Source organism: Bradyrhizobium sp. AC87j1, from assembly GCF_002936975.1.
Lineage (GTDB): Bacteria > Pseudomonadota > Alphaproteobacteria > Rhizobiales > Xanthobacteraceae > Bradyrhizobium > Bradyrhizobium shewense.
Genome location: NZ_PTFE01000138.1, coordinates 1 through 15,742, shown reverse-complemented (window position 1 = coordinate 15,742; position 15,742 = coordinate 1). Strand labels below are relative to the sequence as shown.

General features: G+C 58.8%; 13 protein-coding genes. 10 read left to right on the top strand and 3 right to left on the bottom strand.

Going from position 1 to position 15,742, the window contains the following annotated elements; all coding sequences use genetic code 11:
• Positions 1–109: 109 nt before the first annotated feature.
• The 3 genes from CV770_RS37520 to CV770_RS37515 all read right to left on the bottom strand — a co-directional run bounded on the left by CV770_RS37520 (position 110) and on the right by CV770_RS37515 (position 2,609).
• Positions 110–985, bottom strand: coding sequence for a hypothetical protein (locus tag CV770_RS37520; protein WP_104465920.1), 876 nt, complete (start codon positions 983–985; stop codon positions 110–112).
• A 10-nt stretch (positions 986–995) separates the two neighbouring features.
• Positions 996–1,325 carry a hypothetical protein gene (locus tag CV770_RS41905; RefSeq protein WP_146101431.1) on the bottom strand — a complete coding sequence of 110 codons (330 nt, stop codon included), beginning with the start codon at positions 1,323–1,325 and terminating at the stop codon, positions 996–998.
• A 396-nt stretch (positions 1,326–1,721) separates the two neighbouring features.
• Complete coding sequence (locus CV770_RS37515) at positions 1,722–2,609, bottom strand: SDR family oxidoreductase (RefSeq protein WP_245453961.1); 888 nt, start codon at positions 2,607–2,609, stop codon at positions 1,722–1,724.
• A gap of 406 nt (positions 2,610–3,015) precedes the next feature.
• Between CV770_RS37515 and CV770_RS37510 the strand changes: the two genes are divergently transcribed.
• From CV770_RS37510 to CV770_RS37465, 10 genes are all read left to right on the top strand, one after another.
• Positions 3,016–4,296: a glycosyltransferase gene (locus CV770_RS37510; RefSeq protein WP_104465919.1), complete on the top strand. Its 1,281-nt coding sequence runs from the start codon at positions 3,016–3,018 to the stop codon at positions 4,294–4,296.
• 842 nt (positions 4,297–5,138) lie between these two features.
• The gene (locus tag CV770_RS37505) at positions 5,139–5,492 is read left to right on the top strand and encodes a Rossmann-fold NAD(P)-binding domain-containing protein (protein ID WP_146101430.1); all 354 of its coding nucleotides are present in this window, start codon (positions 5,139–5,141) and stop codon (positions 5,490–5,492) included.
• A 424-nt stretch (positions 5,493–5,916) separates the two neighbouring features.
• On the top strand, positions 5,917–7,236 hold the full coding sequence (locus CV770_RS37500) for a glycosyltransferase family 4 protein (protein ID WP_161500076.1): 1,320 nt from the start codon (positions 5,917–5,919) through the stop codon (positions 7,234–7,236).
• Entirely contained in the window at positions 7,233–8,108 is an 876-nt protein-coding gene (locus tag CV770_RS37495; RefSeq protein WP_104465916.1) for a dTDP-4-dehydrorhamnose reductase family protein, read from the top strand. The genes CV770_RS37500 and CV770_RS37495 overlap by 4 nt, the downstream gene beginning before the upstream one ends.
• Positions 8,109–8,127: 19 nt before the next feature.
• A complete protein-coding gene (locus tag CV770_RS37490) occupies positions 8,128–9,135 on the top strand; it encodes a polysaccharide biosynthesis protein (RefSeq protein ID WP_104465921.1) in 1,008 nt (335 codons plus the stop codon).
• Positions 9,128–10,255 (top strand): non-hydrolyzing UDP-N-acetylglucosamine 2-epimerase, encoded by a 1,128-nt coding sequence (wecB, locus tag CV770_RS37485; RefSeq protein WP_104465915.1) that lies wholly within the window; start codon positions 9,128–9,130, stop codon positions 10,253–10,255. Before CV770_RS37490 ends, wecB begins: the two co-directional genes overlap by 8 nt.
• Positions 10,256–10,655: 400 nt before the next feature.
• Entirely contained in the window at positions 10,656–11,957 is a 1,302-nt protein-coding gene (locus tag CV770_RS37480) for a lipopolysaccharide biosynthesis protein (protein ID WP_104465914.1), read from the top strand.
• Between the two features lie 4 nt (positions 11,958–11,961).
• Positions 11,962–12,915 carry an NAD-dependent epimerase/dehydratase family protein gene (locus CV770_RS37475; protein ID WP_104465913.1) on the top strand — a complete coding sequence of 318 codons (954 nt, stop codon included), beginning with the start codon at positions 11,962–11,964 and terminating at the stop codon, positions 12,913–12,915.
• Positions 12,912–14,051, top strand: a complete 1,140-nt coding sequence (locus CV770_RS37470; RefSeq protein ID WP_104465912.1) for a glycosyltransferase family 4 protein — start codon at positions 12,912–12,914, stop codon at positions 14,049–14,051. Before CV770_RS37475 ends, CV770_RS37470 begins: the two co-directional genes overlap by 4 nt.
• Positions 14,052–14,276: 225 nt before the next feature.
• Positions 14,277–15,623, top strand: a complete 1,347-nt coding sequence (locus tag CV770_RS37465) for an IS5 family transposase (protein ID WP_104465911.1) — start codon at positions 14,277–14,279, stop codon at positions 15,621–15,623.
• Positions 15,624–15,742 lie beyond the last annotated feature (119 nt).

Genomic DNA, 15,742 nt, shown 5'->3' with positions numbered 1-15,742 from the left:
CGATATGCGCGTGAGGCCCGATAAGGAAGGAAGCATCGAGACTCTTGCGCTTGAGATCCCGCCCACCCGGTCGCTCACCCACGCTACGCGGCTCCATTTTCGAATTGCCCTAGCCGATCGAGCTCTCTTGGCGCGCCCGGCTGCGGAAGACGCGGACGCGGCTGGAGCCGACCGGCTTTCGTGACGGTTGTGCGGGAACGATGACATTGTCCGGGGCTGCTAACTGGTTGACGCCGATGCGAATGCCAACCAAAGGCTCGCGGCTGGTCGGGCCCGACAGAACGACGCGTTTGCCGCGGGCGCGCAGGGTCGGCGCGTTCAAGAACGTCGCTTCCGCCACGAACTCGAATCCCCCGGCGCCACTGATTTGCAGCACAACCCCTGTAATCGGTAAGGCTCGTCCACGCGTGCCCGCATAGGTCCCGAGCGACACCATTTTGCCGCTCCCCGCCTGGCCAATGGGGAATTGGACCGCATAGCGAATATCGAGACGCGCCGGCTTCTCCTGCCATTCAAGGGCAATTCCTTCGATGCGCGATGGGGCCGTTGGACCTGCAATCCAAGCGTTAGCCGCGACGACAACATCGCCGCGACCTGCGACGTGGCCGAGGATCTTGAGACCGTCCATTGTAAAATTTGCGTGCATGGAGCCGCTCTCACCTTCCGCGGCGAGCGGCGCTCGGCCGGCCCGGATCGGTTCGATACGAACTATGGCCGCGCGCGATCCCCCGGGTCTCATCGGCTGAACCTGAATTTGCAACCTGCCAGGTGTGTTGACCCGGACCATCAGGCCCGAATTCGGCTCCCAAAGCGTCGGCCCGGTCGCGTCGGGATGCATGATGAGCTCCATGCGCCCCTCATGCCCCTGAGCCGGCGCGACCTTTACGTGCGGCGGCGAGGCGCGATCGTCCGCATTCTTGTAGCTCACGAAGAAGAGTCCCCGCTCTAGACTTACGACCTTCTGCTGCTCAATGTCATCCATCATTCACCCCCAATCAGAGTCGATGAACCCACCATTTTGCTTCTCGTTCGACGGTGTTGCGTGACCCCCTGAGTTTTGAAGCGACGCTCCGATGAACCGGTCCGCGAACCAGTCCCTTTAGAGAGCGCGTCTCAAGCGAACAGTGGGACGCCAATCCCGCGGCAATGAGAGAGCGGCGCATGGATTTTGTTCGTGCGGTGAGCAGCTCCGCAGTCTCACGAAGCCTTTCATTGTCCTCTCTCAGCAGCGCGATGATATCCCCGATATCATCGACGCCGATCAAGGCGGGGCGGCGGCTTTGTGACCCAAAGCTGACGCGGGACTGCTTGGTGCTCACCAGCATGCTCACAGTTCAACGCGCATGTAAGCAGCGTATCAAAGACGACGCGCCAGGGAAACAACCAAAGCTGTCATGCGATTGTCACGTTCACTGATCTGAGCCACAATACAAATTCGAGCCCTCGCGGGCTGAAAAGTGATACAGCAGATTGGGATTGTGAACCGCCCGACGCACCTAGTTGCGTTGATCAGGTCCAGACCTTTGCCGATTGTCAGCATCGCGAGCCGCGCCTGATGATGACCCTCTTGACTTGGATTTGCGACTAGACAACCCGCACCAGTTTAGTCAGACCTCAAGCGTCATTCTCTCGCTGTTGTTCATGCGCTCTAAGAACCCACGGCCGACGCCAGCACGATTGATCGATCGATACTCATCCTCACGACACCCGGGACAGCATAGTTAATCAAAAATCGGGCGAAAGGCCCTTGGATTCCAACCGAAATCATGGACGGCGGGTCTGGAATCGAAGGTCATGTCCTTCATCATCCGAATCCCCATCGCGACATTTGAGCCGGGAAAGAGTGGCTTCGCCAAACCGAACCCGGCACGCCACAGCCATGGCGGCACGGAGATCAGGCGCCGTGGCAGATGCAATGCGTCGAACAGCCGGCCGATCATCTCCCGATAGGAAAGGATTTCAGCCCCCGGCAACGTATAGAAATTGTTCACAGCGGACCGGCTTGCGGCCGCAGCGATAGCCCCGATCGCAAGGTCCTCGGCATGGACGGGCTGTCGCAGGCCCCGTGCGCCTCCCACCAGCGGCATGAACCCGAAACGCCGAATTAGCTTCGATAATGGTGTGATGTTGGTATCGCGGCCTTCGGCATAGATCAGCGTGGGTCGCAGGATCGTCCAGCCAACGTGACGTTGCTCGCAAAGCGCAACGATCCTTCGCTCGGCCTCTGCCAGCTGGTGGATCAACTCACGCTCCTCGCCGACTTCGGTGTCCTGTTTTGTTAGAACACTGGTGGAACTGAAAGCGACGAGACGCTTCGCGCCAGACTCGAGAAGGCGAGGAAGCGCGTGGACGAGCAAGACAGCATCGGCGGTGCAGTAGAGTGTGCAACATGGGGGAAGTACAAGCGTGTCCGGCTTCCGCAGATCCGCACCAATCCATTCAACGCCAGCTCTCTGCCGTGGTGATCGCGACAGCGCGAGGACGGGCGCGCCCCGGCGCACAAACTCCTCGAGGATGTAGCTGCCTACGACTCCACTCGCCCCGATGATCGCGCTCGCGGTCTTCTCGCTCGTCGCGCCGCCGTCCACGTTTCTTTCCGCGTAGCCCAAACAACTCTCCGACCGCCTAGCCAAAGGAGCAAGCGAGCCTTAATAGCTCGACGAGATCTCCAGTGTCATTGACGCTGATCAAGCCGCAGCCGCAGCTTTTCCGCTCAGTATCGACGCGGAGTTGTTATGTGTTCATCAGAGAGGACTCACAGCGCAATGGAGATGTCCCGGCAGCCTACCAGAAACGAGAGGGGAAGGACTCACCAACAGCTTCACAGGTTTGTCATATTAGATTAGCACAATATGCGCTTATTCGAGCGCTTAAGGGTGCAAGTGGTACTGCAGTTAGGCATGGAAGCTGGCTGCGGACCGACAGACTCGCAGGATGCGAGCTTCGCGGCCGAGACTCAGTGCTACATAATCTTGCACGACTTCACGATGTTGCACCACGCCCAGAGCGTCGCCGATGAAAGTTCTGTTTGTTCACAACAATTTTCCGGCTCAGTATCGTAACATAGCCGCCGCCTTGGCCAGGGAGTCTTGTTTCGAGCTCGTTGCCGTCGGCGGACCGACTTCAAGTTCGATGCCATCAGTGAGACTGATCAGATACGCACTTCCGGAAGCTGATGTTTCGCGAACGCATCCGTTTGCACGACGCTTCGATGTTGAGTGCCGGCGCGCGGAACAGGTGCTGTACAGTATTTCAAGCTTGGCGACGTCGGGGTTCACGCCTGATCTAATCCTCGCCCATCCGGGATGGGGCGAGACCCTGCCGTTGCGCACAATCTTTCCTAAGGCGCGACTACTCGTCTATTGCGAGTTCTTTTACGGGCCGGAGGGGCGCGACATCGGATTTGACCCGGAGTTCCCGATGCCCGGACTTGATGGTCACATCGGGCTCCAGTTGAAGAATGCTACGACCCTGCTCGCGCTTGAGGATTGCGAAATGGGCATCTCGCCCACGAGCTGGCAGCACTCAACGTTTCCTAAGCATTATCAAGGCAAGATTGAGGTCATCCATGAGGGCATCGACACGGCGCGCATGCGGCCGAATCCGGAGGCGCGCCTGACACTGGCGAACGGACTGCACCTTCGCCCTTCCGATGAGGTCGTGACGTTTGTCGCGCGCAATCTCGAGCCCCTGAGGGGCTACCATATCTTTATGCGGGCGCTGCCAAAGATCTTGAAACGCCGACCGAACGCGCACATCATCATCATTGGCGGGAATGGCGCGCCCTACGGACTCGCCCCTCCGACGGGCACAACCTGGAAGTCGATGTGCCTTGATGAGGTGCGCGATCAACTCGACTTGTCCCATGTACATTTCGTAGGCGGCGTCTCGTATGAAGCCCTTATTGCAACGCTTCAGGTGTCATCCGCACACGTCTATTTCACCTATCCCTTCGTACTGTCCTGGTCGATGTTGGAAGCAATGAGTGCGGGATGCTTAGTGATTGGTTCTGACACGGCGCCCGTACGCGAAATCATCCGCTCCGGCGAGAACGGTTTCCTTATCCCATTTTTCGAGGTGGACGAGCTTGCTGGTCGGGTTATTGAAGCGTTGGCGCATCCAACACGGTTTTGCGAGCTGCGCACGGCCGCCCGCCATCACATCGTAGATCACTATGACGCTGAGCAGGTCTGCATCCCGCGAATGCGCCTCCTTCTGGATCAAGGAAGAGAGTTCGCCTCATCGAATCGCGTTTCGCCCAAGCCGGCCCGAAGGACTTCACGAAGGATGACATAGGTGGCGAATGCAGTCGGCATTCGCTGCGATGACATCGAACAACTGTCGGTCAAATGGACCTCGATGGCATGCTTAAGCACTTTCAACCCTGTGGATGCTTTCTTGTGCCGCAGCTTTGTCGGACCATCGTTTGTCATTTTTCAAACATCGTAGTGCCGCTTCCGGGACAACGCTGTCGGCAGTATGACTAGCATTGTGAAATCAGATCTTGCTGTAACGTGGCTCGGGATCGCACCAGCTGCGTTTCATCAAAGATTAGGATTCTTGCCTCGACCGCGCCAATATTGATTGGATTGAACCGCCGTCCCTCTCCTGTTGCTCCAACTTCGTCTGCTGTGCCGGAAACTACCTGCGAGTGGTCAGTGCCGCACTACTCCACTCGAAAGAATGACAAGGCGCTAACCAACAACGCCACATCAACTTGCGAGTGAACATCGTGAGAGTAACGCTGCGGGGCGGGCACGTCGCTCAAGAACTCCGGCGTTAGTGATGCGGACTTCAGGAAGATAGCTTTCGGATCACATTTCGATTTAAACCAGTGCGGCTTTTGTTGACCCCGTAGCGGGCTCCGATCGGCTGGCACGGCTTTTGCTCTTTTAGCATGCACCCGCCACTGGCGGAGTTCAAATAGGAAGCTAGATGATGCGCAGGTTGTCGGGGCAGTTCTCACGAATGTTACTTACTCGAAGTGCGGCTGGAGTGCACGATTGGGCGGTAAGCTTTGAAGTGCTTCTTCTCGCGCTAGTATTGCTACTGGATTCTGAGCGCTTCATTCAGCATGAATTCGACTAGCCGCTATGCTTCGATCGGCCGCCGAGCCCGCTCCTATCGAGGGGAACGATGTGATCGTCGCTGGCGCCGGCAACTCAATCCGCTCCGAGTTGAGCAGGCGGATCGCGGCGATCAATGCCCGCACGCTTATCGTAGTCAATCTAGTGAGTTCCTTGAACAGTCACCGCCGCACAGTTACGCCGCGCCTGTTGATTGATGCTCTGCTCCGTCCTTTTGCAGCGCACGAGAGCGCAAAATCGGTCAGGAGCAAGGGCGAGCGGCCCGATATCATCTCTTATGCCGCTGCGCTGACGCACATCACGATGGTGACGGCCCATTTTATAACGCGGAACGCCGCAGAGACGATGCAGGAGGCCAGCGACGAAGATGTTCGCCGACAAGCGGTTAATCTCACAACATTCTAGGAGCCACTAAACACATGGTGAGATGTTCTGCCAAGCAGTGGACGCGCGCGGGCGCGGTACGCGCCTTGTCGCCGTTAGCTTCAGAGATGTGCTGCGATCGGCTGGCTCCCTCGTGTCGCTGCTTGAGGAGCGGATTACGGAGGATCGACTGCTCACGGGTCTCCGCCGAGATCGAGCGTCACCTCATGATGCTCCCGGAAGCGCGTCTTCTCGTTCTCCTGACGCGACGTCTATACCAAGATCGTCTACGCGCGACTACTGGCCGGCGAAATAATGTTCAAAGACCTATACGACGTTGGCGAGAGGCTGAGTCAGATCGGCGCCGCACTCAGCACGCGAGCGCTCACCTCAAACTTCGGCGACTTGCATTGTCCAGTGGACACTCATGACGTCGGCGCGGCACTTTTCCTGCTACGGGCCTGCGATGATGGTTGGCGATAGGTCCGATCGCGTGACGGTCGCATCGAACACCGCGGGCGCGTTCGCCCCGGCGCTGGGTTCGGGTGGTCTCCGGGTCCTGGTGCTTAGCCAGCATTTTTGGCCAGAGAGCTTCCGAATAAACGAAGTCGTTGTTTCGCTGCGCGCCTTCGTGAATGTGGAGGTGCTGGCCGGACAACCCAACTATCCGATGGGCCACACGTTCAAAGGCTATCGAGCCACCGGCATTGGGACAGAGCGACACCCGTTAGGCTACATGATCCACAGGGTTCCGGTCGTCCCGCGAGGCAGGGGCGGCACTTTGCGCCGTGTGGCGAACTATGTTTCCTTCGTTCTCAGCGCGCTCCTGTTTGCTCCATGGCTTACCCGAGGCAGGCGATACGACGTGATCTTCGTCTATGCGAACTCACCGGTCCTGCAGGGGTTACCCGCAGCATTCCTGAAGCGTCTGAAGCGCGCGGCACTAGTCATATGGGTACAGGATCTTTGGCCCGACAGCCTGGAAGCGACCGGGTATGTCCGCAACAAGGCCGCACTTGCTGCTGTTGCGACCGTAATAGGCTTTATCTACCGGCGAGCCGACCTGCTCCTTGCCCAATCGCGTGGGCTCGTTGAGAAACTCCGAGAGCTGGCAGGCTCTCGTGTGCCGATCGTCTACCACCCCAATCCGGGCGACATCGCTATGATGGAGAGGTGCACAGCCGGTACGTCTGCCATCGCGATGGAGCCCAGCTGCTTCAATGTCGTCTTCGCCGGAAATCTCGGCGCAGCACAGGCTCTTGAGACCATTGTCGCCTGCGCTGAAACAATTGTGGATCCATCGATTCGGATCATTCTCGTGGGTGCCGGAAGCCGCGCGACTTGGCTGCGCGAAGAGATTGCACGGCGCAACCTTCGCAATCTCGAGCTCGCCGGCCAGCATCCGCCCGAGGCTATGCCTGCAATCTTCGCTAACGCCTCCGCGCTACTGGTAACACTCGGGCGGGCAAACAATCTCCCGTTGACCATCCCGAGCAAGATCCCCAGTTATCTGGCCGCCGGAAGGCCGATCATCGGCTCGCTTGACGGAGAGGGGGCAGACCTCATTCGCGGCGCCAAGGTGGGATTCTCTGTTCCGGCTGAAGACGCTGCTGCGTTGGCCTCTGCCATAATCGAAATGCGGAATCTCCCTGCTGCGAAGCGCGAAGCAATGGGCGCTGCAGGGAGAGCCTATTTCGAGCAGCATCTTGCTCCCGCGGCTTTGGCCCACGACCTAGTGCAGCATTTTCATAAGGCTCTCGGCCGTTCGGGACAAGGTGGAACATGATAACCACGAACCCGAACACAACGATACTTGTACTTGGCGCGACCGGAATGCTCGGCAATGCGATGTTCCGTGGCCTTTCCGAGAGCGCCGGTTACCGCACCTTCGGCTCGACGCGCTCGCCCCGGCAGCATGTTTTGTTCCCAGAGGCGTTGCGGTCCACTCTCATCGGCGACATCGATGTCGAGAACGTCGATGCGCTCAACAGGGTTCTGACCGATGCAAGGCCGGACGTGGTGATCAATTGCGTAGGACTGGTTAAGCAGTTGTCGGCAGCCAACGACCCACTTGCCGCGCTCGCGATCAACGCAGTTCTCCCGCACCGGGTGGCGAGGCTTTGCGAGCTGGCCCGCGTGCGCCTCATCCACATCAGCACCGATTGCGTTTTCGACGGTATTAGAGGCCACTATTCGGAGGAGGACCGGCCGAACGCAGACGATCTATACGGTCGCAGCAAGCTTCTCGGTGAAGTCGATTACGAGAACGCGGTGACGCTGCGCACTTCGATTATCGGGCACGAACTTAATAGTGCTCACGGCTTGATCGATTGGTTCCTGTCGCAATCGGGGAGCATCAAGGGCTTCACGAGAGCGATCTTCTCTGGGCTTCCCACAGCTGAGCTTATGCGTGTGGTGCGCGACTTCGTCCTACCCGATCGTGCGCTTAGCGGCCTCTACCATGTATCGGCTGCGCCGATTAGCAAGTACGCGTTGCTCAGGCTCGTCGCTGACAGCTATGGTCGGACGATTGATATTGTGCCGGACGATAGGCTCGTGATCGACCGCTCGCTAGATTCGAGCCGCTTCCGTCGCCGCACCGGCTATCAGCCACCGGAGTGGCCGGCTCTCGTCCGCTTCATGCGCAACTTCGGCTGACGCAAGAATTGGAATGTCTGTGTTTTCCAACAAGACACTGCTTGTCACGGGCGGAACGGGCTCCTTCGGTAATGCTGTTATCAGGCGTTTCATTCATGCCGCTTTTGCAGAAATCCGCATCTTCAGCCGGGATGAGAAAAAGCAGGACGACATGCGGTGGTCACTAAAGGACGACCGGCTGAAGTTCTATGTCGGTGACGTTCGAGACCTTGCAGCGGTTAGCGATGCTGTTCGGGGCGCCGACTACATCTTCCATGCAGCAGCACTAAAGCAGGTGCCATCCTGCGAATTTTATCCGATGGAGGCCATTAAGACGAACGTTCTTGGCGCGGAGCACGTGCTGCGGGCGGCGATTGAGAATGACGTACGAAGATGTGTGGTTTTGAGCACGGATAAGGCTGTCTATCCAGTGAATGCGATGGGTCTTTCCAAGGCCATGATGGAGAAAGTGATGATTGCCAAGTCGCGTCTCCCCCAGAGCAAGACAATCGCGTGCGCCACACGTTACGGCAATGTCATGACATCGCGCGGCTCAGTCATCCCGCTTTTCTTGAAACAGATCCGAGAGGGCCACGCTTTGACAGTTACGGATCCAAAGATGACTCGCTTTCTTATGTCGCCCGATGAATCGGTCGACCTTGTCCTCTACGCCTTTGCCAATGCAAGGCAAGGTGATATTTTCGTCCAAAAGGCGCCGGCCTCGACGATCGGTGATCTTGCTCGGGCAATCCGTGAACTTCTGAGCTCTAAGAACCCGATCCGCGTGATCGGGACCAGGCATGGTGAAAAGCTCTATGAATCCTTGGTGTCGCGGGAGGAGATGGTACGCGCGGAAGATCTTGGCACCTATTATCGTATCCCAACGGACTCGCGGGATCTCAACTACGATAAGTACTTCACTGAAGGGATGCGCGACCTTTCCGAACGGGAGGACTATACCTCGCATAACACTCGTCGCCTAGACGTTCAAGCAATCAAGGAGATCTTGTTGCGGCTCGACCTTATCAGGGAAGCCATGCATGCTTAGGGTCATGACAGTCGTCGGGACGCGGCCGGAGATCATCCGCCTGTCCCGCATCATCGCGAAGTTCGATGCGCATTTCGCACATGTGCTGGTCCACACCGGTCAGAACTCCGACTACGAACTGAACCAGATCTTCTTGACCGAGCTTGGCATCCGGACACCTGATCGGTTCCTCGAGGCCGCGGGCGAGTCCGCTGCTAAGACGATAGGTAAGGTCATCATCGCGGCCGATGAAGCGATGGAGGCGCATCAACCTGATGTGTTGCTCGTGCTCGGCGATACCAATAGTTGTCTCGCCGCGATCGCAGCCAAACGCCGGAAGATCCCGATCTTTCACATGGAAGCTGGCAACCGCTGCTACGACTTTCGTGTTCCGGAGGAACTCAACCGTCGCATCGTCGATCACACGGCGGACATCAATCTCACCTACAGTCATATCGCCCGAACCTATCTTCTGCGTGAGGGCTTTCCGCCCGATCAGGTGATCGTTACCGGCAGTCCGATGCGCGAAGTGCTGACATACTACCGCGCTGGCATCGAGGCCTCTGACGTGTTGAATCGACTAGCGCTATCCCGCGGACGCTATTTCATAGTCAGCTCACACCGCGAAGAGAATGTCGACTCGCCTGAGCGACTCCGCAAATTCATCGAAATCCTAACCTTCCTTACCACGCGCTACCGAGAGCCGGTCATCGTCTCCACCCACCCGCGCACTCGCAAGCGGCTAGATGCCCTCGGCGTATCCTGCCCGGCCAATGTCCGTTTCGAGAGACCCTTCGGGTTCCTCGACTTTGTGAAGCTGCAGTGCGAGGCGCGCGCTGTTCTGTCGGACAGCGGTACGATTACCGAGGAAAGCGCAATTCTTAACTTTCCGGCGCTGACCTTACGCGATGTCCACGAACGCCCTGAAGGCGTCGAGGAAGCTTCCGTGATGATGACCGGTCTCAATGTTGAACGCGTTCTTGGCGCGCTAGAGATCCTCGAGGGACAGCCGCGAGGCCGCGAGCGGCTGCTGCGGATGCCAGCCAATTACGAGCCGCGCAATGTCTCCGATAAGGTTTTGCGCATAGTTCAGAGCTACCATGAGTTTGTCAATCAGCGTGTGTGGAGGGAGGCCAACTGACAACCCATTCTGGCTATTGGCGCATCGTTACTCTGGTCACTATTGTCGTCGCGTTCGCTGGCGGAGTTTTCGTGTCGATTGATTGGAGAGCTGTTGCGCCCGTTTACGCGTCGTAGATCGACGGCCTCGTGATCACTCTCTCTCGCAGGTTGGCTGGTAACTCGGAAATATTCAGCATGGCGGATGACAAGCAGCAGCAGACAATTGTCACACAGAAGAGGAAATGCATGATCATCGGTTACGCACGCGCCTCTGGGGTTTTCTATACGCTGAGGCTCAACCAACGAGCGTGCAGGCGATGACAGACTTGACGCCGATTAGGGTGGGCGCGGGTACGTCGCCAGCTGTTCCCACCCTCCGCAGCGCCGGAGCGGCAGCGATTTGCAGTCGCAGCGTTATCATGATTTCCGGGTTCGCTAATTCGCTCCTTCTACCAGTCGTTCTGAATCAAAGAGGGATAGGACAGTACTTTCTGGCGCAGTTGGTGATCGCGGGGATTGGGACGTTTTGCCAACTTGGCTTTTCTTTTTCCATTCCGAGCCAGGTGACGCAGGCGGTGGCCCGAAAGGATTTAGGACGGGCGCGGAGTCTGGCGGTGACGATGCTGTGTTTCTCGGCCGGTCTCGGTGGGCTTGTCGTCATCACTGGAGTGGTCGCCTCTCCATGGATCGTAGAATTTCTCGAGTTGGCTGATCGGGCTACCTGGATCGCAGCGCTACCAGTTGTCGCAGTGGTCGGGGCCTCGGCCAGTCTAGCGGCCGTCATCGTCGACCTTCTGCGAGCGGTGCATGCCGTCCGCACGGCCGCCAATTTAGCTGCACTTGCCAGCATTTCCGTTGGGGCCTATGCAGGCTTCCTGCTAGTGATCGGGCAGCAGGCGACGCTCAGCGGCGCCCTTCTCGCTAACCTCGCTGGGTCGATGGGTATCATCACGCTTGGTCTCTCGCTATTCTGGCTACGATCTTTCGATTGGCCACGATCGGCGCACAAGCCTGTGCAGGCGACCGCTCTACTACGTGAAACAGTTCCGAACTTCTCCACGACGCTTCTCCTGTTCGGTCTCTCAAATCTTGAGGTGATCATCCTCGGCAGCCTCGGCAGCTTGAATGAGGTCGCTCAGTACGGCTTGGCGCTGCGCTTTTCGGCCGTGTTGGTGATGCCTCTCGCTATCGCGAATGCGGCCGCAGCCCCGCTTGCGGTACATGCCCTATCGACCAATGACACCGCTGCCCTTGGCGGCATCCTAGCGCGCGTCTCATTTGGAGCCGCTGGAACAGCGGGCGCGTTTTACATAGGATTCGCAACTGTGGGCTATGGCTTCATCGCGCTCTGGGACTCAAAATATCACGATACCTACTGGCTGACCCTCGTGCTCGGACTGGGTAATGTTCTTCACGCCTGTGGTGGGGCAGCTGGCGTCTTATTGATGATTTGGCGGGATCAGAACCGCGCGTTCATGATCGTGGTCGCCAACAGCGCCGTGACGGTTATTTTTTGTCTCTTGGGCTATAGGTATGGCGGCATGTTTGGACTAGCCTTCGCCGCGTGCTCTGGGAATGTGTTGCAGGTCGCCTGCTTTGTCTTGCGGGCGCGAGCCCGCTTCGGTGTTGATCCTTCCCTTCTAGGTGCGTGGAGGTACTGTTTCTTCGAGCGGGCTAGATCGACTCCACCCGCGGCCGCCGCCTCTTCCCGGGAGGGCTAACACGATGACAAGCGTGCCCTTGGCGCAATGCGCTTCCGAAGTCGTCGTCCTCGGCGGCACCGGCTTCGTGGGACGCGTTCTCGCCGAGACATGGCCCGCCGCCCAAAGATGTCCGCGTTACCTCGTGCATCGCTCTCTTCCCGACTGGCTGTTGGGTTCCGGCAATAGAATACAGCGTGTTAATCTCGATGATCCTGCCGACGTACGGAGAGCGCTGACGGGCAGTAACGTACTGATCAACCTTCTGCGCGCTGATGGTCAGGGCTGGTACCCAGACCTGCTGCGTCGGCTTAGCCAAAGCTTCGCCAAGGCAGGCCTACGCCGCTGCGTCCACGCGAGCACCATCGACGTTTATGCCGGCTCGGCGACGAATCCAATCGACGAGGAGACTCCTGTCTGGCCACTATCGTCTTACGAGAAGGAGCATTGTGAAGCTGAGCGCATTATTGCGGCAGCTTTCCCCGAAGCTGCAATCTTGAGGCTTGGAGCGGTGTTTGGCCCGGGCGGCCGCAACGTTGTAAGGTTTGGGCGGGAGATGGCGGATGCGTCCATAACCAAGCTGGCCTTGCGGCGCGCGCTCTATGGTGAGCGGCGTATGCATCTCGTCAGCGTCTTCCTCGTTGCGCACGCTCTTGCGCAATTTGCTGTCGACGCCCGTATTCACGGAACCACAAGAGTTTTATTGACACAGGACGACCATCCCGACAATAATTTCGCGTTCCTCCAAGACGTCCTTGCTGAAAGTTTTGGTCGCCAATCGTTACGTAAAGTGCCTACTCTGCCTCGTCTTACGCTAAGACTCGCGCTCAGTTTGCGGGGTCTACCTAGCCAAGCCGTGGAACGACGCTTCTCGGTCCAAAAGGCCAAGCGCTTTGGCTTAATAACAGAGGGCTTCAGCGAGGCACTGCAGAACTATGCGCGTATGCTTGCGGCACACCCAGAAGAGCGCCGCATATGAAGATCCTCCTTACCACCGTGTCCCTCAGTTCGAAATCGGGCGGCGGCACCGCGGAACGGACACGCCGGTTGGCACGCCACCTTGCAGCTCAGGGACACCATTGCACAATAGCAACGATGGAGGATGGCGATCTTGCGGATGAACTCCGCGGCGCGGGGATGCAAGTCTATGCTGCGACGTCGATCAGGCTGCGCTTCCGCGTGCCGCTAATCCGCCCAGACAGACTGACTAAAATTGTGAGCTCCGTGGACGCAATTCACATCCTCGGCTACTGGAACCTTTTGTCAGTCGCTACCGCGCTTACGGCGACCCGATGCCGCAAGCCCTATGCATTCAGCGCAGCAGGCGAATTCGTTGGTCTTGCAGGGCCGCGGCCCCTCGCGCACGCATTTCATTTGCTCTTCGGAAAACGCATGCTGCGAAAGGCTGGTCTAATCGTGGCTATTACGTGCTTGGAAAGGATGCAAATCATCCAGCGTCTCGGCGTCGCTCCTAATCGGATTGTCGTCATTCCGAACGGCGTTGAACCTTCTCCGTCGGCAATAGGGGCGGCAGTCGCTCTGCCGGACGAACCGTTTGTCCTTTTTGTCGGCCGTCTCGCCGAGGTCAAGGGACCGGACCTTCTCCTGAAAGCCTTCGCCACCGTCGCGCCGGCTTATCCTAACGTCACGCTGGTGGTGGCGGGCCCCGACTTTGGCATGGGCGCGCGACTCCAGCAGGAAGTCACTAAAGGGGGGCTTAAGGGGCGGGTTCTCTTCACTGGCCATTTGGGTGAGACCGACCGAACGGCGGCTTACCGGCGCGCGCTTTTTGTCGTGGTACCTTCCCGGGCGGAAGCCATGTCGCTCGTCGCGATAGAAGCGGGCGCGGCTGGGACGCCGGTGCTTCTCACCGACTGCTGCGGCTTTGACGAGCTCGAGGCCCTTGGCGGGGGACAAGTTGTACCGGCGACAGTGGAGGGGCTCCGCGACGGCTTGAACGCGATGCTGGCCCGACGGTTCAACCTTGCGCGGGACGGCGAAAGGCTGCGCCGCCATGTCGAGCAAAACTATGCTTGGCCAGCCATTGTGGCCGAGCTCGCACGCCATCTCCAATCGCTGTTGCACAAACCTGTGGAGGCGGAGCCGCGACATTAGCGCCATTGCCGCTCGTTGTGGACGACGAGTTGGGCGTCAAGAAGAACGAATTAGCATGTCGTCTGTGAAGAGTGGCTAAGCGATTGAGCTAGAATCGCATTTGTCGTTGTGGACTATTTTGCGATTGCGGGGGTTTGATGCTTCGGACCTCGGAAGCCTGCAATTTCATTTTCAGGATTCCGTCGAATCGATAACCATGATTCCGTCCTCGCATCGGAGGTGGCGATGCGACCGAAGAAGCCCAAAGCGACGGGATCGGGCGATCTGTTCCGGGCCAGGCTGGACCAGATCATCAACATGAAGCACGAGCTGGTTCAGCTCGCCGGCAAGGTCGATTGGGACTGGATCGACGGCGAGATCGCGCCGCTGTACAGCGAGAACGGTCGACCGGGGATTGCGACCCGCTTCATGATCGGGCTGCTGCTGCTCAAGCACATTTACGGCCTGTCCGATGAGGGGGTGTGCGAGCGCTGGGTCCACGACCCGTATTTCCAGTACTTCACCGGCGAAGAGTTCTTTCAGCATGCGTTCCCGCACGAGCGCTCGGACCTGAGCCTCTGGCGCAAGCGGCTCGGCGACAAGCTGGAGCTGCTGTTGGCCGAGAGCCTGCGGGTGGCGCACCAGGCCGGCGCGTTACGGAGCCAGGATCTCAAGCGGGTCACGGTCGATACCACCGTGCAGCCGAAGGCGATCACCTTCCCGACCGATGCCAAGCTGCTGCACGCGGCGATCAAGGGGCTCAACCGCCTGGCGAGGAAGCACGGGATCAAGCTGCGGCAGTCCTATCTTCGCATTGCCAAGACCGCCGCGATAATGGCGGGACGCTATGCCCACGCCAAGCAATTCAAGCGGCATCAACGGCAGTTGCGCATCCTGCGCAGCCGGTTGGGCCGCATCATCCGCGATATCCGCCGCAAGATCGAAGGTCGGGCTGTGCTCGAGAACGCGTTCGCCCTCCCGCTCAGCCGGGCTTCGCAGATCCGCTCGCAGCAGCAGCGCCAGCGCGGCTGGAAGCTTTATTCCTTCCACGCCCCGGAGGTCGAGTGCATCGGCAAGGGCAAAGCAGCCGCGCCTTACGAGTTCGGTGTCAAAGCCTCCATCCTCACCAACAACCGCCGGGCTCCCGGTGGCCTGTTCGTGCTGCACGCCAGGGCGCTGCCCGATAACCCGTACGACGGTCACACCTTGCGGGACGTCATCGACCGCACCGAGACACTCACCGGCTGCGCGATCGAGCGGGCCTACGTCGACAAGGGATACCGCGGCCACGACGCGCAAAATCCTCGCCGGGTCTTCATCTCTGGCCAGAAGCGCGGCGTCTTCGGCGTCATCAAGCGCGAGATGCGCCGCCGCTCCGCCATCGAACCCATCATCGGACACCTGAAGACCGATGGTCACCTCGGCCGCTGCTATCTCAAAGGCCGCGCCGGCGATGCGGCCAACGTCATCCTCTCGGCCGTCGGCCACAACTTCCGCCGCATCCTCGCCTGGCTCAGAGAACTGTTGTGCCTCATCCTGCTTCAGCTATGGCGCACGTTCGGCCGTCCCGCCACGCTCAATTCGCCTTCTTAACATGGCGTAATCGCGGCTGACGTCTTCTTGCGAACACGAGGATCGGTACGATCGGCGTCAGCAAATCGAAAAGGAGCCGCGCTATGAAGCAGTACGTTGGTCTGGATATCTCTATGGAA

Bases quoted from the DNA above. Each gene is read 5' to 3' on its own strand.
- CV770_RS37495 (WP_104465916.1), top strand. From the start codon at position 7,233: ATGATAACCACGAACCCGAACACAACGATACTTGTACTTGGCGCGACC.
- wecB (WP_104465915.1), top strand. From the start codon at position 9,128: ATGCTTAGGGTCATGACAGTCGTCGGGACGCGGCCGGAGATCATCCGC.
- CV770_RS37475 (WP_104465913.1), top strand. From the start codon at position 11,962: ATGACAAGCGTGCCCTTGGCGCAATGCGCTTCCGAAGTCGTCGTCCTC.
- CV770_RS41905 (WP_146101431.1), bottom strand. From the start codon at position 1,325: ATGCTGGTGAGCACCAAGCAGTCCCGCGTCAGCTTTGGGTCACAAAGC.
- CV770_RS37470 (WP_104465912.1), top strand. From the start codon at position 12,912: ATGAAGATCCTCCTTACCACCGTGTCCCTCAGTTCGAAATCGGGCGGC.
- CV770_RS37480 (WP_104465914.1), top strand. From the start codon at position 10,656: ATGATTTCCGGGTTCGCTAATTCGCTCCTTCTACCAGTCGTTCTGAAT.
- CV770_RS37520 (WP_104465920.1), bottom strand. From the start codon at position 985: ATGATGGATGACATTGAGCAGCAGAAGGTCGTAAGTCTAGAGCGGGGA.
- CV770_RS37500 (WP_161500076.1), top strand. From the start codon at position 5,917: ATGATGGTTGGCGATAGGTCCGATCGCGTGACGGTCGCATCGAACACC.
- CV770_RS37510 (WP_104465919.1), top strand. From the start codon at position 3,016: ATGAAAGTTCTGTTTGTTCACAACAATTTTCCGGCTCAGTATCGTAAC.
- CV770_RS37465 (WP_104465911.1), top strand. From the start codon at position 14,277: ATGCGACCGAAGAAGCCCAAAGCGACGGGATCGGGCGATCTGTTCCGG.